This is a genomic window from Actinomadura nitritigenes (assembly GCF_017573545.1).
GTDB lineage: Bacteria > Actinomycetota > Actinomycetes > Streptosporangiales > Streptosporangiaceae > Spirillospora > Spirillospora nitritigenes.
The window spans coordinates 12,315-35,730 of the sequence record NZ_JAGEOK010000003.1 but is presented as its reverse complement, the minus strand read 5'-3'; the positions used below and the strand labels follow the sequence as shown (position 1 = coordinate 35,730).

18 protein-coding genes are annotated in these 23,416 nt (G+C 74.0%); 11 read left to right on the top strand and 7 right to left on the bottom strand.

The window, feature by feature from the left end; genetic code table 11:
- Window positions 1-72 precede the first annotated feature (72 nt).
- On the top strand, window positions 73-825 hold the full coding sequence (locus tag J4557_RS04610) for a class III extradiol ring-cleavage dioxygenase family protein (RefSeq protein WP_208265093.1): 753 nt from the start codon (window positions 73-75) through the stop codon (window positions 823-825).
- Here J4557_RS04610 and J4557_RS04605 read toward each other — a convergent pair.
- Window positions 822-1,043, bottom strand: coding sequence for an antitoxin (locus J4557_RS04605; RefSeq protein WP_208265092.1), 222 nt, complete (start codon window positions 1,041-1,043; stop codon window positions 822-824). The genes J4557_RS04610 and J4557_RS04605 overlap by 4 nt on opposite strands.
- Before the next feature lie 124 nt (window positions 1,044-1,167).
- Between J4557_RS04605 and miaA the strand changes: the two genes are divergently transcribed.
- Window positions 1,168-2,058 carry a tRNA (adenosine(37)-N6)-dimethylallyltransferase MiaA gene (gene miaA, locus J4557_RS04600; protein ID WP_208265463.1) on the top strand — a complete coding sequence of 297 codons (891 nt, stop codon included), beginning with the start codon at window positions 1,168-1,170 and terminating at the stop codon, window positions 2,056-2,058.
- A 30-nt stretch (window positions 2,059-2,088) separates the two neighbouring features.
- A complete protein-coding gene (gene dapF, locus J4557_RS04595; RefSeq protein WP_208265091.1) occupies window positions 2,089-2,919 on the top strand; it encodes a diaminopimelate epimerase in 831 nt (276 codons plus the stop codon).
- A gap of 261 nt (window positions 2,920-3,180) precedes the next feature.
- Here dapF and J4557_RS04590 read toward each other — a convergent pair whose 3' ends face one another.
- Window positions 3,181-5,145: a sensor histidine kinase gene (locus J4557_RS04590; RefSeq protein ID WP_208265090.1), complete on the bottom strand. Its 1,965-nt coding sequence runs from the start codon at window positions 5,143-5,145 to the stop codon at window positions 3,181-3,183.
- Between the two features lie 328 nt (window positions 5,146-5,473).
- Here J4557_RS04590 and J4557_RS04585 point away from each other — a divergent pair, with 328 nt between their 5' ends.
- Genes J4557_RS04585 through J4557_RS04570 form a run of 4 tightly spaced genes read left to right on the top strand, consistent with a single transcriptional unit; the run spans window position 5,474 to window position 11,098 of the window.
- Complete coding sequence (locus J4557_RS04585; RefSeq protein ID WP_208265089.1) at window positions 5,474-6,475, top strand: ABC transporter permease; 1,002 nt, start codon at window positions 5,474-5,476, stop codon at window positions 6,473-6,475.
- Window positions 6,472-7,380, top strand: coding sequence for an ABC transporter permease (locus J4557_RS04580; RefSeq protein WP_208265088.1), 909 nt, complete (start codon window positions 6,472-6,474; stop codon window positions 7,378-7,380). Before J4557_RS04585 ends, J4557_RS04580 begins: the two co-directional genes overlap by 4 nt.
- Window positions 7,377-9,419: a dipeptide ABC transporter ATP-binding protein gene (locus tag J4557_RS04575; RefSeq protein ID WP_208265087.1), complete on the top strand. Its 2,043-nt coding sequence runs from the start codon at window positions 7,377-7,379 to the stop codon at window positions 9,417-9,419. Before J4557_RS04580 ends, J4557_RS04575 begins: the two co-directional genes overlap by 4 nt.
- Complete coding sequence (locus J4557_RS04570) at window positions 9,416-11,098, top strand: ABC transporter family substrate-binding protein (RefSeq protein ID WP_307799396.1); 1,683 nt, start codon at window positions 9,416-9,418, stop codon at window positions 11,096-11,098. Before J4557_RS04575 ends, J4557_RS04570 begins: the two co-directional genes overlap by 4 nt.
- Window positions 11,099-11,113: 15 nt before the next feature.
- On the opposite strand, the gene J4557_RS04565 is transcribed toward J4557_RS04570, so the two are convergent.
- From J4557_RS04565 to aceB, 5 genes are all read right to left on the bottom strand, one after another.
- Entirely contained in the window at window positions 11,114-11,815 is a 702-nt protein-coding gene (locus J4557_RS04565) for a hypothetical protein (RefSeq protein WP_208265085.1), read from the bottom strand.
- 141 nt (window positions 11,816-11,956) lie between these two features.
- The gene (locus J4557_RS04560; protein WP_208265084.1) at window positions 11,957-13,243 is read right to left on the bottom strand and encodes a (Fe-S)-binding protein; all 1,287 of its coding nucleotides are present in this window, start codon (window positions 13,241-13,243) and stop codon (window positions 11,957-11,959) included.
- The gene (locus J4557_RS04555; protein ID WP_208265083.1) at window positions 13,244-14,449 is read right to left on the bottom strand and encodes an FAD-binding oxidoreductase; all 1,206 of its coding nucleotides are present in this window, start codon (window positions 14,447-14,449) and stop codon (window positions 13,244-13,246) included. It lies immediately after the preceding gene.
- Window positions 14,449-15,897, bottom strand: coding sequence for an FAD-linked oxidase C-terminal domain-containing protein (locus J4557_RS04550; RefSeq protein ID WP_208265082.1), 1,449 nt, complete (start codon window positions 15,895-15,897; stop codon window positions 14,449-14,451). The genes J4557_RS04555 and J4557_RS04550 overlap by 1 nt, the downstream gene beginning before the upstream one ends.
- A 78-nt stretch (window positions 15,898-15,975) precedes the next feature.
- Window positions 15,976-17,583, bottom strand: a complete 1,608-nt coding sequence (aceB, locus tag J4557_RS04545) for a malate synthase A (protein WP_208265081.1) — start codon at window positions 17,581-17,583, stop codon at window positions 15,976-15,978.
- Window positions 17,584-17,805: 222 nt separating this feature from the next.
- On the opposite strand from aceB, the gene hflX reads away from it, so the two are divergent.
- The 4 genes from hflX to J4557_RS04525 all read left to right on the top strand — a co-directional run bounded on the left by hflX (window position 17,806) and on the right by J4557_RS04525 (window position 22,783).
- Window positions 17,806-19,251 (top strand): GTPase HflX, encoded by a 1,446-nt coding sequence (gene hflX / locus J4557_RS04540; protein WP_208265080.1) that lies wholly within the window; start codon window positions 17,806-17,808, stop codon window positions 19,249-19,251.
- Window positions 19,252-19,788: 537 nt separating this feature from the next.
- Window positions 19,789-21,003, top strand: a complete 1,215-nt coding sequence (gene hutI / locus J4557_RS04535) for an imidazolonepropionase (RefSeq protein WP_173099701.1) — start codon at window positions 19,789-19,791, stop codon at window positions 21,001-21,003.
- Window positions 21,004-21,026: 23 nt separating this feature from the next.
- Window positions 21,027-21,872: a DegV family protein gene (locus tag J4557_RS04530; RefSeq protein WP_208265079.1), complete on the top strand. Its 846-nt coding sequence runs from the start codon at window positions 21,027-21,029 to the stop codon at window positions 21,870-21,872.
- Between the two features lie 101 nt (window positions 21,873-21,973).
- Window positions 21,974-22,783 (top strand): helix-hairpin-helix domain-containing protein, encoded by an 810-nt coding sequence (locus J4557_RS04525; RefSeq protein WP_208265078.1) that lies wholly within the window; start codon window positions 21,974-21,976, stop codon window positions 22,781-22,783.
- The last annotated feature ends 633 nt before the right edge of the window (window positions 22,784-23,416 follow it).

Sequence of the window (23,416 nt, the reverse complement as noted above, 5' to 3'; positions counted from 1 at the left end):
TCGGGACCCGGAGCGCCGAGCCGCCGGGCGAGGCCGCTGGGCCGTGGCCGTGGTCGTGGCCGTGGGGACGCGGTGCTGATCTCGGCGGCGGTGTGCCCGCACCCGCCCATCCTGGTGCCCGACCTGGCGGCGGGGGCCGCGCCGGAACTGGACGATGTGCGTGCGGCCTGTGACGAGGCCATCGGCCGGCTCGGGGCGCGCGACGCGGACGCCCTGATCGTCGTGGGCGGGGCCCAGGACACGCGCGCCTACGGCGCCGGCGCCTACGCGTCACTCCGCCCGTACGGGCTGGACTGGACGAGCCCGGTCGATCCGGCGGACGGGTGCGGCGGCGAGGCGCTGCCGCTGTCCCTCACCGTCGGGTGCTGGCTCCTCGGGCGGCACGGCCTCGCGGCGGACGCGCGCTACCAGTCGGTCGCGTTCGACGCCGACCCGGATACCTGCCTGCGCCTGGGCGCCGGACTCGCCGGTTCGGCGGAACGCGTCGCGCTCCTGGTGATGGGCGACGGGTCGGCGTGCAGGTCCGAGAAGGCGCCGGGGTACCTCGACGAGCGCGCGCAGGGCTATGACGAGGGCGTCGCGCATGCCCTCGGCAAGGCCGACGCCACGGCGCTGGCCGCCCTGGATCCCGTCGTCTCGGGCGAACTCCAGGTGGCCGGTCGCGCGGCGTGGCAGGTGCTCGCGGGCGCCGCGACGCCCGCGGACCATGCGGGCGCCCCGTCCGCCGGGGCCGCGTCGGCGGCCGCTCTGCTGGCGGACGAGGCGCCCTACGGAGTCGGCTACTTCGTGGCGAGCTGGTCCATGGAGGGCGGCAGGACGCGCTAGCGGGGCTCGTTCGGGCCCGGCTGCCCTCCGGTGCCGCCCTCGTCGCCGCGGTCGCCGCGGTCGATGTAGTCGTCCGCCTTGTCCTGGGCCTTGTCGACCTTGTCGGCGTACTTGCCGCCGGTCTTCTGGTCGAACATGTCGCCGCCCTTGTCCACGCCCTTCTTGGCCTGGTCGGAGTGCTGGCCCAGCATTTCCTTGACCTTGTCGACGAAGGACATCGCGATTCCCCCCGGATCCCTCGGCTCGGCGGCCCCCGCGGGCTTGAGCGGCCTCGCGCGGAGCCCGTACAAGCAGGGCCATACCCAATCTGTTGCCACAATTGCAGGCGTGACCTCTCCTGATGTGATCGCGGTCGTGGGGGCGACGGCCGCGGGAAAGTCCGATCTCGCCGTGGAACTGGCGCTCCGCCTGGGCGGGGAGGCCGTCAACGCCGACTCGATGCAGCTCTACCGCGGCATGGACATCGGCACGGCGAAGCTGACGCCGGCCGAGATGCGCGGGGTCCCGCACCACCTGCTGGACGTCTGGGACGTCACCGAGACGGCGAGCGTCGCCGAGTACCAGCGGCTCAGCGCCGACGCGATCGCCGGGATCCGCGCGCGCGGGCGCGTTCCCGTCCTGGTCGGCGGATCCGGCCTCTACGTACGGGCCGCGCTGGACCGGCTGGAGTTCCCCGGGACCGACCCGGCCATCAGGGCGCGCCTCGAAGGAGAGCTGGAACGCGAGGGGAGCGCCGCCCTCCACGCCCGCCTCCGCGAACGGGACCCCGCGGCGGCGGAGGCGATCCTGCCGAGCAACGGCCGCCGGATCGTCCGCGCCCTGGAGGTCATCGAGATCTCCGGCCGCCCGTTCACCGCCATCCTGCCCGAGCACATCTACCGCTACGGCTCCGTCGTCCAGATCGGGCTGGGCGTCCCGCGCGAGACGCTGGACGAGCGGATCGCCTTGCGCGTGCGGCGGATGTGGGACGCGGGACTGGTGGACGAGGTCCGCGCCCTGGAGAAGCGGGGGCTGCGCGACGGCCTGACCGCCGGCCGCGCCCTCGGCTACGCGCAGGTCCTGCGGTTCCTCGCCGGGGAGTGGACGGAGGAGCGGGCCATGGAGGAGACCATCCGGACGACGCGGCGCTTCGCCCGCCGCCAGGAGTCGTGGTTCCGCCGCGACCCCCGCGTCCACTGGCTACCCCACGACGCCCCGGACCTGGTGGACCGGGCCCTCGGCCTGGTCGGATGAGCCGTCCGGCCGAGGCCATACGATCGAGGAATGCGGTTTGTTAAGGGGCACGGCACCGAGAACGACTTCGTGATCCTCCCCGACCCGGACGGCGAGCTGGATCTCACGCCGGAGGCGGTGGCGCGGCTGTGCGACCGGCGCGCCGGCATCGGGGCGGACGGCGTGCTGCGGGCCGTCCGGACGAAGGCGATGGACCTCGGCGGCACCGGGGGGCCCGGCGCGCAGGGGCTCGACGGCGCGGAGTGGTTCATGGACTACCGCAACGCCGACGGCAGCGTCGCCGAGATGTGCGGCAACGGCACCCGCGTGTTCGCCCGCTACCTCGTCGACGCCGGCCTGGCCGACCCGGGCGAGTGGGACATCGCCACGCGGGCCGGGCTCAAGCGGGTGACGCTCGGGGCGTCCGGGGACGTCAGCGTCGACATGGGCGCCCCCGTCGCGCTCGGCTCCGGGGAGGCGTCCCTCGCGGGCGCCGTCTTCCGCGGGGAACGCGTGTCCATGGGCAACCCGCACCTCGCGTGCCGTATCGACCGGCCCGTCGCCGCGCTGGACCTGACGCGCGCCCCGGACTTCGATCCCGAGGTCTTCCCGGACGGCGTGAACGTCGAGTTCTACCGTCCCGTCGGGGACCGGCACCTGGAGATGCGGGTGTACGAGCGCGGCTCGGGCGAGACCCGCTCCTGCGGCACGGGAACCGTGGCGGTGGCCGTGGCGGCGGCGGCCGGCACGGACGGGCCCGGCGAGTGGACCGTGGACGTCCCCGGTGGGCGGCTGACCGTCACCCTCGACGGCGCGACCAGCCATCTGCGCGGCCCGGCCGTCCTGGTCGCCGAGGGCGAGACCCGGCCGGGCTGGATCTGACGAAGTCAGGTCTGACCAGGGCAGACGGTACTTCCGGCGCGGTCCCGGATCGATCGGGACAAGTGTCCCTCCGCAACGGGACCGTGCACCGCGTAACTTCTCTCTTGCACACCCTCTGGTGAATGGCCCGTATGGACCGGGATGGGAGCCCCGGCGCCGTACGGAGCCCGAGGGCCGGTGGCGACCTTCTTGGCGGGGGGCGGTCACCGGCCCTCCCACCAGGAGAGAGCCGGCAGGAACCGCAGGCCCCGGCGAGAGGGCTCAGGATCGGGCGCCGTTGACGGGCAGCCGTGCGCGGACCAGCGTCCCGCCCTTGGGCCCCGGCCCCACCGTGCAGGAACCCCCGAGCTCGGCCGCGCGCTCGCGCATGGACGACATCCCGATCCCCGAGCGCATCTGCGCGGGCAGCCCCACACCGTCGTCGCCCACGGTCACGTGCAGATCGCCGTTCAGGTACAGGCGCACCACCGCCGAGTCCGCCTTGGCGTGCCGGTGCACGTTCGTCAGCGCCTCCTGGACGATCCGGTACGCGGCCACCTCGGCGGCGGCGGGGAGCCGCTCGAGATCGCCCTCGACGTGGACGTCCACCCGAGGGCCGTCGCCCGTCGCGACGACGCCGCCGAGCGCCTGGATCGCGCCCGCGAGCCCGAGGTCGTCCAGCGCGGGCGGCCGCAGCCCGTAGACCAGCTCGCGGATGTCGCCGATGGTGCGGCCCATCATCGTCCGCAGGTTCTCCAGCAGCGCGTCGGCGGCCTCGGGGTCGGTCTTGAGGGTGATGCGCGCCGCGTCCACCGTCATGGCGAGGCTGGCGAGCGTCGGGCCGAGCCCGTCGTGCAGGTCGCGGCGGAGGCGGCGGCGCTCCTCCTCGCGGGTGCGCAGGATGCGCTCGCGGGAGCGCGCCACGTCCGCCGTGAGCCGGGCGGCGTTCGCCAGCTCGGCGAGGTTGCGGGCCAGGATGCCCGACATCCGGGCGTCCGGCGGCCGGGAGACGCCGAACAGCAGCCGGCCCACCGGCTCGCCGTGCCAGACCAGCGGGATGAGCTGCGGGCGTTCGCCGAGCACGCCGTCCTCCGCCGAGACCGTCCGGCCCTCGCGGTCCAGCACCTCGATCACGACGCCGGTGGCGTGCAGCGCCGAGCGGGCCACCTCGGCGGCGACGGCGAGCGCCGCGGCCGGGTCGACGGCGGTCTGCAGCCGCCGGTTCAGCCGGTCCGCGAGCCGGTACGGGTCGCGCTCGCCGTGGATCAGGGCGTCCACGGCGCGCTGGAGCCGCCGCCGGACCGGTTCGAACACCGCGCCGGCCACGATCGCGCCCGCGAGGCCCGCCAGCGTCCCGTAGCCGTGCGCGAGCAGGCCCGCCGCGCCGACCAGCGCGAAGTACACGCCGGTGATCATCACGACCAGCCCGGCGTACACCAGCGTCCGGCTGACCACCAGGTCGATGTCGTACAGCCGGTAGCGGCGGATCGCGATCCCGATGCAGATCGGCACGGCCGCGATGCTGAGATCGCGCAGCGGGTCGCCGATCGGGCTGTTCTCCCCGACGAAGATGACGGCCTGCGCGATCACGCCGGGGTAGACGACCCATGCGATCTGCCGCCGCACGTCCGGCGCCGACCGCGCGAACCGCACGACCAGCGACAGCAGGCCCCCGGCGAGCGTCCCGAGGATCAGGACGCTGATCGGGACCGGGATCTTGTCGAACGGGTACACGGACACGCCGTTGTGGAACCGCCTGGCGCCAGGGTCGAGCGTCAGGTGGACGCACACGACCACCGGGACCAGCCAGGCCAGCCACAGCACGGGCCGGAACCAGCGCGTCACCACCCGGCCGTCCGGGAAGATCAGCGGCAGGACCAGGGTGAGCGTGTAGGTGTCGACGGCCCAGAGCCACGTGGCCAGCCAGCGGAGGGACGCGGCCCCGACCCAGCCGTGCAGCGTGAACCACGGCGCGAGGTTGAGGACCAGGACGTACACCGCCGCGCTGAACCCGGCCCCGAGCATCAGCCAGCCGACCCGGAGACCGGGCCGCTTGCGCAGCAGCGTGGCGGCGACCGGCGTCCAGAAGATCGCGATGACGATCTCCGGATGCCACCAGACCAGCCGCGCGTCACCGGGCAGCAGGGTGCCGAGCACGAGCGACGCGGCGACGGCCAGGACCGCCGCCAGGGCGAGCGGGACCGCCGCGCGTGCCGCGAGCCCGCGGCCGTGCTCGGCGGTCTCCATGGATGCCCCCCGAATCAAAAGTAATGGAATGTTAAAACGTGCGGCCCCTCCTCCTGCACTACCGGCGGCGTCCGCCTCAGGACAGCGGGTCCGCGGGGCCGGTCGGCGGCGCCGCGCGTGCCGTGATGGTAGCCGCGGAATCCGGCACACGGAACAGATGTCCCAGCTCAGGACAGTTCGGGCGGGGGTGGGCGGGATGGAGCGGGGCCCTCGCCGGGGGCGCCGCGGCAGTCCGGCAACGGAAACGGGAACCGTCGGCGTTTCCCCCGCGCATCGCGTGATCGATCCATGACATTCTGTGACCGGCGCATGTGGCGGGAGGAGGGACATGGCGGCGTTCCTGCTGCGGCGGCTCGCGAACTACGCGGTGCTGGTCGTGGCGGCCACGAGCCTTGCCTACCTGCTCGCCGCGGCCGCGCTCGACCCCCGGTCCAACTTCGACGACCGGGCGCCCCGCCCGCCGGAGTCGGTCGTGGACGCGCGGCTCACCCGGCTCAACCTGAACGACCGAACGCCCCTGACCGTGCGGTACGGCACCTGGGCCGCGGGCGTCCTGCACGGCGACTTCGGCCGCACGTGGGAGGGACAGCCCGTCAACGCGGAGCTGTGGCGGCGGCTGGGAGTGAGCCTGCGGCTGCTGTCCCCGGGCGCGTTCCTGGGGTCGGCCCTGGGAGTCCTGCTGGGCGCCTACGCGGCGATACGGCAGGGATGTGCGGCGGACCGTTTCATCACGTTCGGCTCGTACCTGCTGCTGGCCGTGCCCGTGTTCGTGCTGGCGGTGCTGCTGCAGATCGTCGCGGCCAAGGCCAACGACGCGATGGGGATGCACCTGTTCGCCTGGGTGGGGGAGACCACTCCGGGAGCGGCCTACGGGACGTTCGGCGCGCTCGGCGGACTCGCGGACCATGTGCGGCACCTGTTCCTCCCCACCGTCACCATCGCCACGGCGCAGGTCGCCTTCTACAGCCGCTACCAGCGCGGCCTGATGCTGGACGTCCTGCACGCGGACTTCGTGCGCACGGCCCGGGCGAAGGGGCTGCGCCGCCGCACGGCCCTCCTGCGGTACGGCCTGCGGACCGCGCTGATACCGATGACCACCTACTTCGCCTACTCGTTCGGGTTCCTGGTGCTGGGCGGCATGTTCTGCGAGCAGGCGTTCGGCTGGCACGGCATGGGCGAATGGCTGGTCGAGGCGGTCTCGCGGGGCGACGTCAACGTGGTCGCCGCGATCAGCTGCCTCGCGGCGTGCGGGGTCCTGTCCGCCGGGCTGGCGTCGGACGTCCTGCACGGGGCCCTCGACCCCCGCGTCCGGACCGGGGCGGCCTCATGACCACCGGACTCGCCCCCCGCACGGCGCCCGGGGCGCCGGCCGCCGCCGCGCCGCCTCCCCCCGACCCGCCCTCGCTGCCGCGCCGGCTCGCGCGCAGCAGGCGGGCCGTCGCGGGGCTGGTCCTGCTCGCGGCGCTGCTCGCGGTCGCGTTCGGCGCGCCGCTGCTGTCCCGCTGGGGCTGGGACGACACCGACTTCACCGCGTTCCGGCAGGGGCCGTCCGCGCGGCACTGGCTCGGCACCACGCCGAGCGGCCGGGACGTCCTCGCCCTCACCCTGCGCGGCACCCGGCGTTCGCTGGTCATCGGCCTGTCCGCGGCCGTGCTGTCGACCGGGCTCGCGGGGCTGGTCGGCACCGTCGCCGGGTTCGCCGGCGGGCGGCTCGACCGGATCCTGATGTGGGGCACCGACCTGCTGCTCGTCCTGCCGTCGTTCCTGCTCGTCGCCGTGCTGGCGCCGGCGCTCGGCGGCGGCGCGCTGGTGCCGCTGCTCGCGGCGGTCCTGTGGATGATCACCGCGCGGGCGGTGCGGGGCATGACGGCCTCGCTGCGCGAGCGCGAGTACGTGCTCGCCGCCCGGTTCCTCGGCGCGGGCCCGGTGCGGGTGATCGTCCGGCACGTGCTGCCGCACCTGGCGTCGCTGCTGGTCGTGGACGCGAGCGTGAACGTCAGCGTCGCGGTCATCGCCGAGAGCGGGCTGTCCTGCCTCGGGTTCGGCGTGCGTCCGCCGGACGTCTCGCTGGGCACGCTGGTCGCGGAGGGCCAGGGCGCCGCGACCGCCTTCCCGTGGCCGTTCGCGGCCGCCGCGGCGATGCTCGTGCTGATCGTCCTGGCGGTGAACCTGCTGGGGGACGGGCTGCGCGACGTCCTGGACCCGGAGGCCGGGCCGCGGCGAGGTGGCCGGTGACGGTCCTCGCGGTGCGGGATCTGGCGGTCCGGTACGCGCCCGGCGTGCACGCGGTCCGCGGCGTGGGCTTCGACGTCGGCGCGGGCGAGGTCCTCGGTGTCGTCGGCGAGTCCGGGTCGGGCAAGACCGCGCTGGCGCTGGCGATGGTGGGGCTGCTGCCGCCGGACGCGCGCGTGACGGGCTCGGTCCGGCTGCGCGGCGAGGAACTCGTCGGACGGTCCGACGCCGAGCTGTCCCGGGTCCGCGGCAAGGACCTCGCGATGGTGTTCCAGGATCCGCTGTCGGCGCTGACGCCCGTCCATCCGGTCGGCGACCAGATCGCCGAGGCCGTGCGCGTCCACTCGGGCGCCACGCGGGCGGCGGCGCGGGCCCGGGCCGTGGAGCTGCTCGACCTCGTCGGCATCCCCGGGGCGGCGCGCCGGGCGCGCGCCCACCCGCACGAGTTCTCCGGCGGCATGCGGCAGCGCGTGATGATCGCGATGGCGATCGCCAACGACCCGGTCGCGATCGTCGCGGACGAGCCGACGACGGCGCTGGACGTGACCGTGCAGGCGCAGGTCCTGGACGTGCTGAAGGCCGCGAAGGAGGCCACCGGCGCCGCGATCGTGCTGATCACCCACGACCTCGGGGTCGTCGCCGGGTTCGCCGACCGGATCATGGTGATGTACGCGGGCCGGGCGGTGGAGTCGGGGCCGGTGGAGGAGGTCTACCGGCGCCCGCGGATGCCGTACACGATCGGGCTGCTGCAGTCGCTGCCGCGGATGGGGACCGGGGGCGCCCGTCCCGCGGCGATCGACGGGGCGCCGGCTCCGGCGCCCGCGCCGGGCGGCGGGTGCGCGTTCCTCCCTCGGTGTCCCGTCGCGGTGGACGCGTGCGGCGACCACGATCCGGAGCCCGTCCTGGTCGGGCCGTCGGGGCACACGGCCGCGTGCGTCAACACCGAGGCGACCGCCGATCCCGACGCGGTGTTCCCGCTGCCCGACGCGGTGCCGCCGCCCGCCCGTCCGCCCCGGCGCGAGCGTCCCGTCGTCCTGGAGGTGGACGGCCTGGTCCGGCACCATCCGCTGTACCGGGGGACGCTGTTCAGGCGGCGTGCGGGCACCGTGCACGCCGTGGACGGCATCGGGTTCGACGTCCGGGAGGCCGAGACGCTCGCGCTCGTCGGGGAGTCGGGCTGCGGGAAGACGACGGCGCTGATGGAGATCCTGCGGCTGGCGCGCCCGCAGGGCGGACGCGTCGCCGTGCTCGGGCAGGACACCGCCGCGCTGCGCCCGTCCCGCCGCAAGGCGCTGCGGCGCGACGTCCAGGTCGTCTTCCAGGACCCGTTCACGTCCCTCGATCCCCGGATGCGCGTCGCCGACATCATCGCGGAGCCGCTCGCCGTGCACGGCGTGCGCGCGCGGGGCGGGCGCGTCCGGGAGCTGCTGGAACTGGTGGGGCTGGAGCCGGTCCATGCCCGGCGGTACCCGCACGGGCTGTCGGGCGGGCAGCGTCAGCGCGTCGGCATCGCACGGGCGCTCGCGCTGGAGCCGCGGCTCCTGCTGCTGGACGAGCCCGTGGCGGCGCTGGACGTGTCGGTGCAGGCGGGCGTCATGGACCTGCTCGAAGGGCTGCGCGCCCGGCTCGGCATCGCGTACCTGTTCGTGGCGCACGATCTGGCGGTCGTGCACCGCATCGCCGACCGCGTCGCCGTCATGTACATGGGGCGCATCGTGGAGATCGGCTCCGTGGACGAGGTGTACGGAAGGCCCGCCCACCCCTACACGCGCGCGCTGCTCGACGCGGTGCCGCTGCCGGATCCGCGCCTGGAACGCCGCCGACGGCGCGTCCCCCTGCGCGGGGACCCGCCCGACCCCACGGCCCCGCCGCCGGGTTGCCGGTTCCGCTCGCGCTGCCCCCGGTACACGGTGCTGGACGAGGCGGACGCCCGCCGATGCGAGGAGCACGACCCCCTGCCCCGTCCCATGAGCAACGACCGAGAGAGCGACCAATGGGCCGCCTGCCATCACCCCCTCGTCGAGGCCGGAGCCGGCCGGTGAGACGCCTGCTGGGCGCCCTGCTCCTGCTCGCCGCGACCACGGCCGCCGGCGGATGCGGCGGCCCGGGACCGGGGGAGGCGACGACCCGCGCGGCCGGGCGGCTGCCCGCGACGGACGTCAACCGGGTCCCGCGCGACCACGTCCGCAACGGCGGCACGCTGCGCTGGCCGCTCCCCGAGTTCCCCTCGCAGTGGAACTTCAACGACGTCAACGGGACGAAGGGATCGGTCGAGCAGGTGATCCAGGGCGCGCTGCCCCACCTCATGCGCGCCGACGAGAAGGCCGTCCCGCATCCGGTGCCCGAGTACCTCCGCTCGGCCGAGTTGCGGCGCAGCGGGCGCGGGCAGGTCGTCACCTACCGGCTCAACCCCGACGCGCGCTGGTCCGACGGCCGGCCTCTCGGCTATCGCGACTTCGCGGCGCAGGCGCGCGCGCTGTCCGGTCGCGACCCGCGCTACGAGGTCTCCACCGTCACCGGCTACAAGCAGATCCAGAGCGTCGAGCAAGGAGCGGACCCTCACACCGTCGAGGTGACCTTCGCGGGGACGTACGCGGACTGGCGGAGCCTGTTCAGCCCGCTCTATCCGGCGGTGGCCTACTCGACGCCCGCCGCGTTCAACACGGGCTGGATCGACCGCATGCCGGTCACGGCGGGCCCGTTCAGGCTCGGGCGCATCGACCAGACGGCCAAGACGGTCACGATGGTGCGCGACCCCGGATGGTGGGGTCCGCCCGCCAAGCTCGACCGGATCGTCTACCGGGCGATGGACACCAGCGCGATGCCCGGGGCGTTCGCCGCCAACGAGATCGACCTGATGGACGTCGGCCTGGACGCGGGCGCCCTGCACCGCGCCGAGGCCGTCCCGGGGGCCGCCGTGCGGAGGGCGGGCGGCCCCGACTGGCGGCACTTCACGTTCAACGCGGCCGGGCCGATCCTGTCCGACCCGCGGGTGCGGCGCGCCGTCATGCTCGGCATCGACCGCCGCGCCATCGCCCGCTCCGACCTGTCCGGGCTGGGCGTGCCGATCCAGACGCTCGGCAACCACTTCTACGTCAACACGCAGGACGGCTACCAGGACGACTCGGCGGAACTGGGCGGCTACGACCCGGCGGCCGCGCGGCGGCTCCTGGACCAGGCGGGCTGGGCCCGGCACGGACGGTACCGGCAGAAGGGCGGCCGGACGCTCGCGCTGCGATTCGTCATCCCGTCCGGCGTGCCGATCAGCGAGCAGGAGGGGGAGCTCACGCGCGCGCTACTGCGGCGCGTCGGCGTACGGGTCGACATCGACGCCGTCCCCGCCGACGACGTGTTCGACCACTACGTCACCCCCGGGAACTTCGACATCGTCCCGTTCTCCTGGCTGGGCACGTCGTTCCCGGTGTCGCCCATGAAAGCGGTCTTCGCCCGGCCGCGCGGGGGCCGGATCCAGCAGAACTATTCGCGCACGGGAACGGCCGCCATCGACGCGGCCATGGACCGCGCGATCGCGGAGGTCGATCCTGCGAGGATTCACGCCCTTGTGAACGAGGCGGACCGGCTGGTCTGGCGGCAGGCCGTCGTCCTTCCCCTGTACCAGCGGCCCCAGATCGTCGCGGTCCGCGCCGACCTGGCCAACATCGGCGCCCGCGGCTTCTACGAGCCCGGATACCAGGACATCGGCTTCACGAGCCCGGGCTGACCCGGGGCGCCCGGGCTAGGGGAAGGCGATCTCGACGCCCTTGCGGTCGCTGGTGTAGCGGGCGTTCCACACGTACATCTTCAGGTCGCCGGCGGGCAGGCCGTCCTTCACCGGCAGGTCGGTCGCGATCCGCACCAGGTAGGTGGCGCCCGCGGGCATCATCTGGTCGCCGTCGTCGTCGACCGGCGCCTTCGACCCGCCGAGCCGGGCGGTGATCTTGCTGTGGTTGGGGAGGGTGCACAGGTCGTCGGGGATGCCCGGCTGCGGCATGCAGCGGTCCTGCGCGTCGGCGGGGACCTGCGACTTCGGCATGAACAGGTCCGCGGGGAAGTCCAGCAGGACAGGCCTGCGCTGGCTGTTGGTGAGGACGTAGTCGGCGTAGGCGTACGTCGTGCCGGACGGCGGCGCCTCGGTCGCGCCCAGCGGCTGCCGGTCCGTCCCGGCCTTCACCGCGGCGAGGCCGTAGCCGTACCCCTCGGGGGTGGTGAAGTTGACGGGCGGCCCGGTCTTCGGCAGCGGCGCGGTGCTCTGCACCCCGGTCTCGCCCTGGCTGGCGAGCGACGGACGGCCGCCGCCCGCGTCGCCGTCCGGGCGGAAGTAGACGATCCCGGCGGCGACGGCGGCGATGCCGACGACGCCCGTGACGGCGCCGGCGAGGCCCAGCCGGCCCGCGGCGCTCTTCCTTCTTCGTCGGTGTGAGTGGTAGCTGTTCGACACGTTCCTCGTGCTCCCTCGGGCCTGTTTCGTGCCCGGTAAGGGCGTCCTGCCTGCAGGGGCCAGACACGATACAGGACGGCCGGAACGACGGCGGCCGGGCCTCCCTCGCCGGGGAAGCGGCGGAACCACCTGGTCAGGGCCTTACGAAGTGCGTCCGACAAGGGCGTCGCGGCCGAGCCCGCGCAGCGAGGCGTCCAGCACCTGCGCGGTGTGCGCGACCGCGATGGGGGCGCCGCGGCGTTGCAGCGCGGTGGCGATCTGCATGGAGCAGCCGGGGTTGGCGGCGACGAGTAGTTCGGCTCCGGTGGCGTCCACGTTCACCGCCTTGCGGTCGCCCAGAGCGGAGGCGGCCTCCGGCTGGAGGAGATTGTAGGTGCCGGCGGACCCGCAGCAGAGGTCCGGCTCGGCTATCTCCACGACGGTCAGCTCGGGGATCCCGGCCAGCAGGGCCCGCGGCTGGGCGCGGACGCCCTGCGCATGGGACAGGTGGCACGCGTCGTGGTAGGCGAGGGTGACCGGAAGTGGCCGCCGTTCCGCGCGGGGCCCGAGCTCCACGAGGAACTCGGCGAGGTCCCTGGTCCTGGCCGACAGCGCCTCGGCGCGCGCCGCCCAGGCCGGGTCGTCGGCGAGCAGCGCCCGGTACTCCTTCATCGCCGAGCCGCAGCCCGCCGAGTTCACCACGATGACGTCGGCGGACTCGAAGGTCTCGACCGTCCGGCGGGCGAACGCGCGGGCCTCGTCCTCGCGGCCGGAGTGCAGCGACAGCGCCCCGCAGCAGCCCTGGTCCCCGGGGATGACCACGTCGCAGCCCTCCAGCGCCAGGACGCGCGCGGTGGCCGCGTTGACGCCGGGGAAGAACTCGCCCTGGACGCAGCCCGTCAGCATCCCGACCGTCGCGCGGCGCTCCCCGCGCGCGGCGACGAACTCGGGCAGGCGGGGCGCCTTCCCCAGCGGCGGCGCGAGACGCTCCATCGCCGCGATGGACGGCGAGATGCGTTCCAGCACGCCGCTGCGCCGCACCAGGCGGTCCAGACCCGACTTCTGGTAGGCGCGCAGCGGGCCGCGCAGCGCGCGGAGCCGACGCCTGTACGGGAACAGGCGGAAGATGGCCTCGCGTATGGCCCGCTCCTTCAGCGAACGGGGATGCTCGCGTTCCACCTCCGCCCGGGTGGTCTCGATGAGCCGGTCGTACTGCACGCCCGACGGGCATGCCGTCACGCACGCCATGCATCCCAGGCACTGGTCGAAGTGCTGCACCATCGGCGCGTTGAGGGGCGCGCCCTCGACGTGCTGCTGCATGAGGTGGATGCGGCCGCGCGGGGAGTCCATCTCCTCGCCCCACAGCACGTACGTCGGGCACGTCGGCAGGCAGAAACCGCAGTGCACGCAGTCGCCGAGGAGCTTCGGGAGGTCGTCCTGGGCGCTCATCTAGATTCCTCCCACGAAGCGGCCGGGGGACAGCCGGTGATCGGGATCGAACTGGTCCTTCACCCGGCGCATGAGGGAGAGGGCCGGCACGGGCCCCCACAGGTCGATCTCGCCGCGGACCTCCTGCGGCGCGTAGCGGACGACGGCGCCGCCCTTGTGCCGGCTCAGGACGTCGCGCAGCGCGCCCAGTACCGCGGCCACCTCCTCGGACGGGGTGCCGGAAGGGAGACCGATCTGACCGTGCCCGCTGCCGCTCCATGCCATCGCCACGCCGGGCCGTAGGCCGTCGACGAGGCCGACCAGGTCGCGGAGGGACGGCGGTGGTGCGGTCACCTCGATGAGGGTGGTGCCGTCCGGGTACAGGCCCCAGCCGTCCGGCGCGTCCCCGGTGACCTGGGCGTCGCCGCCGAGGAGCCCGACGAGCTGCCCAGCGCGCGCGGCGACACCGTCCGGGACGCCTTCAAGCAGCGCCGCGACCGTCCCGGGACCGATGAATTCGAGGGCGCTCGGAGCCGCAGGGGAGTGCAGGACGGCCTGGACGGCCTCGTGCGCCTCGTCCGGGCCGGCGACCCGGCGCGTGACCCACGCCGTGGCGGCCGGCACCGGATGCAGGCGGAACGTCGCCTCCACGATGAGCCCGAGGGTGCCGTACGAGCCGGAGAACAGCCGCCCGAGGTCGTAGCCCGCGACGTTCTTGACGACCTTGCCGCCGGAACGTGCGATCTTCCCGTCCGCCCGGACGATCGTGAGCCCGATGACGAGGTTGCGCGGCGTCCCGAACAGCGTCCGGAGCGGGCCGGCGGCCCCGGTGGCGATCGTCCCGCCGACCGTGGAGCCGGGCAGCGGGACGTCCAGGGACAGCCGCTGCCCCTTCTCCGCGAGCCGCTCGGCCAGCGTCTCCAGCGGGAGCCCGGCCTCGGCGGTGGCGACGAGGTCGCCGGCGGCGTGCTCGACCAGCCTGTCCAGCCGGTGCGTGTCCACCAGCAGATCGCAGCGTTCCGGGGGCGTCCCCCAGTCCAGCCGCGTCTCGGCGCCGCGCGGGACCACGGACAGGCCCCGCTCGGCGGCGACGCGCATCACCTCCGCGGCCTCCGCGGCGGACGCGGGCGCCGCCACCAGCGCGGGCTGCACGCCCAGCACGCCCTCCTCGGGCTCACCGGCGCGGACGTCGCCGCAGACCTTCGCCAGAGCCTCCAACGGCCGCATCAGAAGATGTCCGCCTTTCCCTCGTACGGGTGCGGGCCCTTGCGCACGCCCGGGACCTCGCCGCACAGCCGCGGCGTGGGGAACACCTTTCCCGGGTTGCACAGTCCGGCGGGATCGAACCCGCAGCGGACCATCTGCATCGTGTCCAGGTCGGCGTCGGTGAACATCCGCGGCATGTAGAGGGACTTGTCGACGCCGACGCCGTGCTCGCCGGTGATGGACCCGCCGTGCTCGATGCACAGGTCGAGGATCGCGCCCGACACCTCCTCGGCGCGCTCGGCGGCGCCCGGCTCGGCGTCGTCGAAGAGCACCAGCGGGTGCAGGTTGCCGTCCCCGGCGTGGAACACGTTCGCCACCCGCACGCCCGACTCGGCCGACAGCGCGTCGATCCGCGCCAGCACCTGCGGCAGCGCGGTGCGCGGGATCACGCCGTCCTGGACGAGGTAGGCGGGGCTGATCCGGCCGACCGCCGCGAACGCCGACTTGCGGCCCTTCCAGATCAGAGCGCGCTCCGCGTCGTCCGCGGCGATCCGGATCTCGAACGCGCCCGCGTCCCGGCACAGCCGCTCCACCTCGGCGAACTGCGCGGCGACCTCCGCGTCCGGGCCGTCCAGCTCCACGATCAGCACCGCGCCGGCGCCCGGCGGGTACTCGCAGCGCACCGCCGCCTCCGCCGCCTCGATGGACAGCGCGTCCATCATCTCGATCGCCGCCGGCACCATCCCGGCGCCGATGATCGCCGAGACGGCCGTCCCGCCCGCCTCGATCGAGCCGAACGCCGCCAGCAGCGTCTGCACGGTCTCCGGTACCCGGGTCAGCCGCACCGTGATCCTGGTCGTGATGCCGAGCGTGCCCTCCGCCCCGACGAACACGCCGAGCAGGTCGTAGCCGGGCCCGTCCGCCGCCAGCTCCACCAGCTCGCCGTCCGGCGTCACGACCTCGCAGGCGAGCACGTGGTGGGCGGTGAAGCCGTACTTCAGGCAGTGCGCGCCGCCGGAGTTCTCCGCCACGTTCCCGCCGACCGAGCAGATCTGCTGGCTGGACGGGTCGGGCGCGAAGTAGTACCCGTACGGGCGCACCGCGCGGGTCACGTCCAGGTTGATCACACCGGGCTCGACCACGGCCCGCTGCCCCGGGATGTCGATCTCCAGGATCCGCCGCATCCGGGACGTGACGATCAGCACCCCGTCCGCGCGGGGGAGCGCGCCGCCCGACAGGCCCGTCCCGGACCCGCGCGCCACGTAGGGCACGCCCGCCTCCGCGCAGGCGCGCACGATCGCCGCGATCTCCTCGGCGGTGTCGGGCAGCACGACGATCCCGGGCGTCGAACGGTGGTTGGTGAGGCCGTCGCATTCGTACGTGCGCAGCCGCACCGGGTCGGTGATGACCCGATCGGGTCCGAGCAGCGCGTCCAGGCGCAGGGCCAGCGCCTTGAGTACCGGTTCCATCCCCTCCACCATCCTCCGGGTCCCGTGCGGACGGCAAGATCGGACCGCCCGGTCCGGGCGGCCCGATCCTCTGTCAGATCACGGGAACTGCTGGTAGGCGGGGGTGGTGAGGAACTCGGAGTACTCGTCGGCGAGCGTGACCTCCTTGAAGAGGGTCACGGCCTGGTCGTAGCGCGGCTCGTTGTAGGCGTCGCCGAGCTCGGCGCGGATCTTGGCCAGCTCCTCGTCCAGGAGCTGCTCGACCCACTCCTTGGTGATCTTCTTGCCCTCGGTGGTGGAGACGCCGTTGTAGATCCACTGCCACACCTGGGAGCGGGAGATCTCCGCGGTGGCGGCGTCCTCCATGAGGTTGTGGATGGCGACGGCGCCGGAGCCGTTGAGCCAGGTGGCCAGGTAGCGCAGGGCGACGTCGATGTTGTTGCGCAGGCCGGCCTCGGTGATGTCGCCGGGGGTGGCCTTGACGTTGAGCAGGTCGGCGGCGGAGACGCTGACGTCCTCGCGGAGCCGGTCGCGCTGGTTGGGCTTGTCGCCCAGCACGCCGTCGAAGACCTCGCGGCAGACCGGGACGAGGTCGGGGTGGGCGACCCAGGAGCCGTCGAAGCCGTCGCCGGACTCGCGGGTCTTGTCGGCCCGGACCTTCTCCAGCGCGACCTTGTTGACCGCCTCGTCCTTGCGGGACGGGATGAACGCGGCCATGCCGCCGATGGCGTGCGCGCCGCGCTTGTGGCAGGTGCGGACCAGCAGCTCGGTGTAGGCGCGCATGAACGGCGCGGTCATCGTGATCGCGTTGCGCTCGGGCAGCACGAAGTCGGCGCCGCGGTCCCGGAACTTCTTGATCACCGAGAACAGGTAGTCCCAGCGGCCGGCGTTCAGGCCCGCGGAGTGGTCGCGCAGCTCGTAGAGGATCTCCTCCATCTCGAACGCGGCCGGGATCGTCTCGATCAGCACGGTGGCGCGGACGGTGCCGCGCGGGATCCCCAGGGCGTCCTGGGCGAGGTTGAAGGCGTCGTTCCACAGCCGCGCCTCGAGGTGGCCCTCCATCTTCGGCAGGTAGAAGTACGGGCCCTTGCCCTTGTCCAACTGCCGGCGGCCGCAGTGGAAGAGGTACAGGCCGAAGTCGAACAGCGACCCCGACATCGGCTCGCCGTCGACGAGGAGGTGCTTCTCCTCCATGTGCCAGCCGCGCGGGCGGACCACGATGGTGGCCAGCTCGGCGTCGTCCTTGAGCGCGTAGGACTTGCCGGACTTGGCGTCGGTGAAGTCGATGGTGCGGTCGAGGGCGTCGCGCAGGTTCAGCTGCCCCTCGATCATGTTGTTCCACAGCGGGGTGTTGGCGTCCTCGAAGTCGGCCAGCCACACCTTCGCGCCCGAGTTGAGCGCGTTGATGGTCATCTTCCGGTCCGTCGGGCCGGTGATCTCGACGCGGCGGTCCTCAAGGCCCGGCGCCGGGTCGGCGACCCGCCAGGTCGGGTCCTCGCGGACGGACGCGGTCTCGGGCAGGAAGTCCAGCGTCCCGCCCCCGGACAGCTCGCGCTGCCGCTCCGCGCGGGCCGCCAGCAGCTCCTTGCGGCGGGCGCCCAGTTCACGCTGCAGTGCGGCGAGCAGGCCGAGCGCCTCGGGCGTCAGGATCTCCTCGTACCGCTCCCCGAGAGGCCCGTTGACCTCGACACCTTCCAGTTCGGCCATCTGCTCGCCCTTTCGTATGGTGAAATTCCACTTCTGTCTTACGGAGTAACGCTACTCGGCGGTACAGAGCCCGGTCAAAGCGGGGGCGCCGCTCCGGCCGTGCCGTTGACCTCCCCGCGCGCGCGGCGGGTACGCACCTGATAACCGCGTGACCCGCGACGACGGCCCGTGAGACGATCCCCGGGAAGACACGGCCGCGCCGCGGCGTTCTACCGAGGACATATGACTCTTCCTTTCTCTGCAGACCAGACCCACGAAGACCGGACCTACGACGAGATCGACGCCGAGCCCTTGACCGGCGAGCTCGACCTCGAGGACCGGCGGGCACTGCGCCGCGTCGCGGGACTGTCCACCGAGCTCACCGACGTCACCGAGGTCGAGTACCGCGCCCTGCGGCTGGAGCGGGTCGTCCTCGTCGGCGTGTGGACGGAGGGCACCGCGGCCGACGCCGAGAACTCGCTGCGCGAACTGGCGCTGCTCGCCGAGACCGCGGGCTCCCAGGTGCTCGAGGGGCTCGTCCAGCGCCGGTCCCGGCCCGACCCGGCCACCTACATCGGCTCCGGCAAGGCCGCCGAGCTGCGCGACGTCGTCATCTCGACCGGCGCCGACACCGTCATCTGCGACGGCGAGCTGGCGCCCAGCCAGCTGCGGCACCTGGAGGAGACCGTCCAGGTCAAGGTCATCGACCGGACCGCGCTGATCCTCGACATCTTCGCCCAGCACGCCAAGAGCCGCGAGGGCAAGGCGCAGGTCGAGCTCGCGCAGCTCAACTACCTGCTGCCGCGCCTGCGCGGCTGGGGCGGCAACCTGTCCCGGCAGGTCGGCGGGCGCGCCGCCGGCGGCGTCGGCATCGGCGGCCGCGGCCCCGGTGAGACCAAGATCGAGCTGGACCGGCGGCGGATCCGCACCCGGATGGCCAAGCTGCGCCGGCAGATCGCCGAGATGTCCAAGGCCCGCGACACCAAGCGCGGCGAGCGGCGCCGCAACGAGGTGCCCGCCGTCGCCATCGCCGGCTACACCAACGCCGGCAAGTCGTCCCTGCTGAACCGGCTCACCGGCGCCGGAGTGCTGGTGGAGAACGCGCTGTTCGCCACCCTCGACCCCACCGTCCGGCGGGCCGAGACGCCGGGCGGGCGCGCCTACACCCTCGCCGACACCGTCGGGTTCGTCCGGCACCTGCCCCACCAGCTCGTCGAGGCGTTCCGCTCGACGCTGGAGGAGGTCACCGACGCCGGGCTGATCCTGCACGTCGTGGACGGCTCCGACGCCGACCCCGAGGCGCAGATCGACGCCGTCCGTGAGGTGCTCCGCGAGATCGGCGCCGACGCGATCCCCGAGATCATCGTGATCAACAAGGCGGACGCCGCCGACGACCTGGCCATCGCCCGCCTCCAGCGGCGCGAACCGCACAGCGTCGTCGTCTCCGCCCGCACCGGGTTCGGCATGGACGACCTGCGGGAGGCCATCGAGGCCGACCTGCCGGGCCTGGAGGCCGAGCTGCGCGCGCTGGTGCCGTACGAGCGCGGCGACCTGGTCGCGCGGGTGCACGACCGCGGCGAGGTGCTCAAGCAGGAGCACGTCGCCGAGGGCACGCTGCTGCACGCGCGCGTCCCCGAGGACGTCGCGGGCGAGCTGTCCCGGTACGAGATCGCGGCGCAGATCGTCTGACCGCGCCGGTCTCCCGACCGCACGCGTTCGCCCGGGCTCGGGCCGTCCGAAAGGGCGGTCCGGGCCCGTCCGAATATCGTTCCCGGGCGGATCCTGGTCGCCGAACGGTGACAGGTTCCCCAATCGGCTTGACGGTTCAGTTGAAATCCGTACGGTCGAAGGGCTAGGGGGCGGGTGATGGCTGTCGATGGGCTGCGAACGCGCATTACGAGGCGCACGGACGAGCGTGCGGGTCGTGTCCGGTCGCCCGGCCGGGCCCGCTCAGAGCTTGTCGGGCGGGCCTTCAGTGCACTACCGTGACGAAACCGATATCTCCGGTCTCGTTGCCAGTGGTGGTCGCCCGATCACCCGACCCTCCAACGGTGAATCGCCGGCACCCAGTCGGCGTTTCGGATCGAGAGCAGGTGGCCCCATCGATGGCAGGTGCGAACACCGGACGGCGTGCAGGCGGCCCGCTCCCTCCCTCCCTGCTCCTTGCCCACAGAGCGTCCGGTACCGCGCCCGGCGGCGCGTCGTCCCAAGCAGGTCGGTGACCCTATGACGGTACGGCTGTTGACGAACATCGGCAGGCTCTGGACGGGCACCGACGTCTGCAGCAACGCCGCCGTGCTGATCCACGACGACCGGATCGTCTGGGCCGGTCCCGCCTCGGACCTCCCGCAGAGCGTCCCGGGGATCATCGACGACATCGTCGACGTGGACCACGTGGAGAACCTCGGCGGCGGCCTGGTCACCCCCGGCCTCATCGACGCCCACTCCCACCCCGTCTACGCGGGCAACCGGTGGGCCGAGCTCGCCATGCGCACCAGCGGCTCCTCGCACTCGGCCATCGCGGCGGCGGGCGGGGGCGTCAACTCCACCGTCACCGTGACCCGCGGCACCGACCCGTGGACGCTGTGCAACGGCGTCCGGGAACGGCTGCGCCAGTGGATCCTCGCCGGGACCACCACCGTCGAGGCCAAGACCGGCTACCACCTCACCCGCGACGGGGAGCTCGCCGACATCCGGATGCTGCGGTCGCTGGAGGGCGAGCCGTCCATGCCGCGCATCCACGCGACGTTCCTCGCCGCCCACATCCTCCCGCCGGAGTTCTTCGGCCGCCGCCGCGACTACATCGAGGCCGTCCGCCTGTGGGCCGGCGACGCCGCCGTGGCCGGCGCCGACTCGATCGACGTCTACTGCGACGAGGGCCACTTCACCGCCGAGGAGGCCCGCGCCCTCCTGCTCACGGGCAAGCGCGCCGGGCTCAAGGCCCGCATGCACGCCTGCGCCAACGAGCGCATCGGCGCGGCACAGGTCGCCGCCGAGGTCGGCTGCGCGTCCGCCGACCTGCTCACCCAGGCCAACGACGACGACATCAAGGCCCTCGCGCACGCCGGCGTCACCGCCACCGTCTGCCCGGGCAGCGCCCTCAACAGCAGCCGCGCCCCGGCGCCCGTCCGGCAGATGCTCGACCGCGGCGTCACCGTCGCGCTCGGCACCGACCACAACCCGGGCCAGTGCGGCATCACCTCGATGCCGCTGGTCATCGGCCTGTCCGTCGCGATGTTCGGGCTGAGCGTCACCGAGGCGCTGCGCGCCGCCACCCTCGGCGGGGCCGCCGCCCTGCGCGTCGGCGACCGCGGCTCCCTCGCCCCGGGCATGCTCGCCGACATCGTGCTGTGGGACGCTGACCACGAGGGCGCGTTCGCGTGGGCGTTCGGCCTGCGCGCCCTGCGCGTGTGGCGCGGCGGCGTCCCGGTCCAGCCCTGACGACCGGGGGTAACGTCCCCTTCATGGGCAGCGCCGTCGCGGTCGTCACGGATTCCACCGCCTACCTCCCGCCGGGGCTCGCCGAACGGCACGGGCTGACCGTCGTCCCCATGCAGATCTCCCTTGGCGGCCCCATGCGCGACGAAGGGGACATCGGCGGCGACGAGGCGGTCCGGGCGCTCCGAGACCGGAGACCCGTCACCACGTCCCGCCCCTCGCCCGGACGGTTCGCCCAAGCCTACGAGAGCGCCGCGCAGGCCGGCGCGCGCGCGGTGGTGTCGGTGCACCTGTCCGCCGCCATGTCCGGGACGCTCGCGGCCGCCCGCCTCGCCGCCGCGGACGCGCCCGTTCCCGTCCACGTCGTCGACAGCGGGACCATCGGCATGGGGCTCGGGCTCGCCGCCCTCTCCGCGGCCGCCGCCGCGATGGCGGGCGCGGACGCCGAGACGGCCGCGCACGTCGCGGCGCGCCGTGCCGGGATGTCCCGGTCCCTGCTCTACGTCGACACGCTCGAGCACCTGCGCCGCGGCGGCCGGATCGGCGCGGCCGGGGCGCTGCTCGGCTCCGCGCTCATGGTCAAGCCCCTCCTGGACATCGCCGGCGGGCGGATCGTGCCGCTGGAGAAGGTCCGCACGTCCGCGCGAGCCCTGGCCCGGCTGGAGGAGATCGCCGTCGAGGAGGCGGGCTCCCGCCGCGTCGACCTCGGCGTCCAGCATCTCGCCGCCGCCGCCCGCGCCGACGCCCTCGCCGCCCGGCTGCGCGACCGCATCCCGCACGTCGAGGACGTCTACGTCGGTGAGGTCGGCCCCGTCATCGGCGCCCACGTCGGCCCCGGGATGCTCGGCGTGGTGATCGCCCCGCAGCTCTGATCCTTTCGCTGTAGCCCCTGATCAGAGGGGTTGCGTCGGGAGTTATCCACATTTTCCGCGGACCCTGCTCGCGGGCGGCCGGCGCACCTAGCGTCGGCGTCATGACAGCCAACGACCGCCTCCGGTCGCTCGCCGACCGGCTCAAGCCGTCCGCGCAGCCGCCGTCCGCGCAGCCGCCGTCCGCGCAGCCGCCGTCCGCGCAGCCGCCGTCCGCGCAGCCGCCGTCCGCCCGGCTGCGCTCCGGACCCGAGAAGGCGAACGTCCGTGTCCTGGCCGTCATCGCGGTGATCGCCGCGCTCGTCGCCGGCGGCTACCTCTGGCTGGCCCGCCCCCGCCCGGACCCGGCTCCCTCCACCGCGGACGCCGCCGCGACCGAGGTCCCCGCCGGGGCTCCGTCCCCGGCCTCACCGTCCGGCCCGTCACCCGGCGCCGTCCCCGCCGGTGCCGCGAACCCGGCGGCCGTGGTCGTCCACGTCCTCGGCAAGGTCAAGCACCCCGGGGTGGTCACCCTGCCGTCCGGCTCCCGCGTCGAGGAGGCCATCAAGGCCGCGGGCGGCGTGCGTCCCGGCGCCGGTACCGGCACCCTCAACCTCGCCCGCAAGCTCGTCGACGGCGAGCAGATACCGGTCGGCGTCCGCCTTCCCTCGCCCGCCCCCGGCATGCCGCCGCCAGGGCAGCCGCCACCCGGCCAGCCGCCACCCGGGTCCGCCGCGCCGGGGACGCCCGTTGACCTCAACGCCGCCACCGCCGAGCAGCTCGACCAGCTTCCCGGCGTCGGCCCCGTGCTCGCCCAGCGCATCGTCGACTACCGCACTCAGCACGGCGGCTTCCGCTCCGTCGACCAGCTCCAGGACGTCGACGGCATCGGCGCCCGCCGCTTCGCCGACCTGAGACCGATGGTGCGCGTATGACCCGCGACCTCCGCCTGGCCGCCCCGGCCCTCGCCGCCTGGATCACCGCCGCCCTGACGATGGGCTTCCCGGCCGCCCTCACCTGGACCGTGGCCGCCGCCACGACCGCGGCCGCCATTTGCCTCCTCGTCACCCCCTCCCGCCGCTCACCCGCGGCCCGAGGGACGCCCTCAGAACCCCGTCCTCACTCTCATCGACCCCCCAACTCCGGCACTGCCCAGAGCCGCAACAACCACGAGCAAGGAACGCCACCGGTACTTCCACCCCTGACCCCGACCGCGCCCCTACAACCGGACGCGGCGATGACGCGTTCGCCGTCGGACTCATCGGCGCGAGCGCCGCTATCCGAAGACACCGCCGGGCCCTCCTGCCGGACCGGCCCGCACCCCGACGGTGGCCAGCAGCGGTCCTCGCTGAAGTCGGCGCTGCGGACGGAACATCCGGGCGCCCCGGACGTGCCGCTTCTGAGGGGTGTCGCGGGGAGGGGGCCGCGTAGGGCGGAGGAGGCCGTTGAGCCTTCGCTTGAGAGCGGACAGGGGCTGGACGGCGGAGAGCAGCGGACGCCACCGGGACGAGCGTTCAGGCGCGGAGGTTCGGCCGCCGCCCGCGACGAGCCCTTGCTGGCGGACGTGG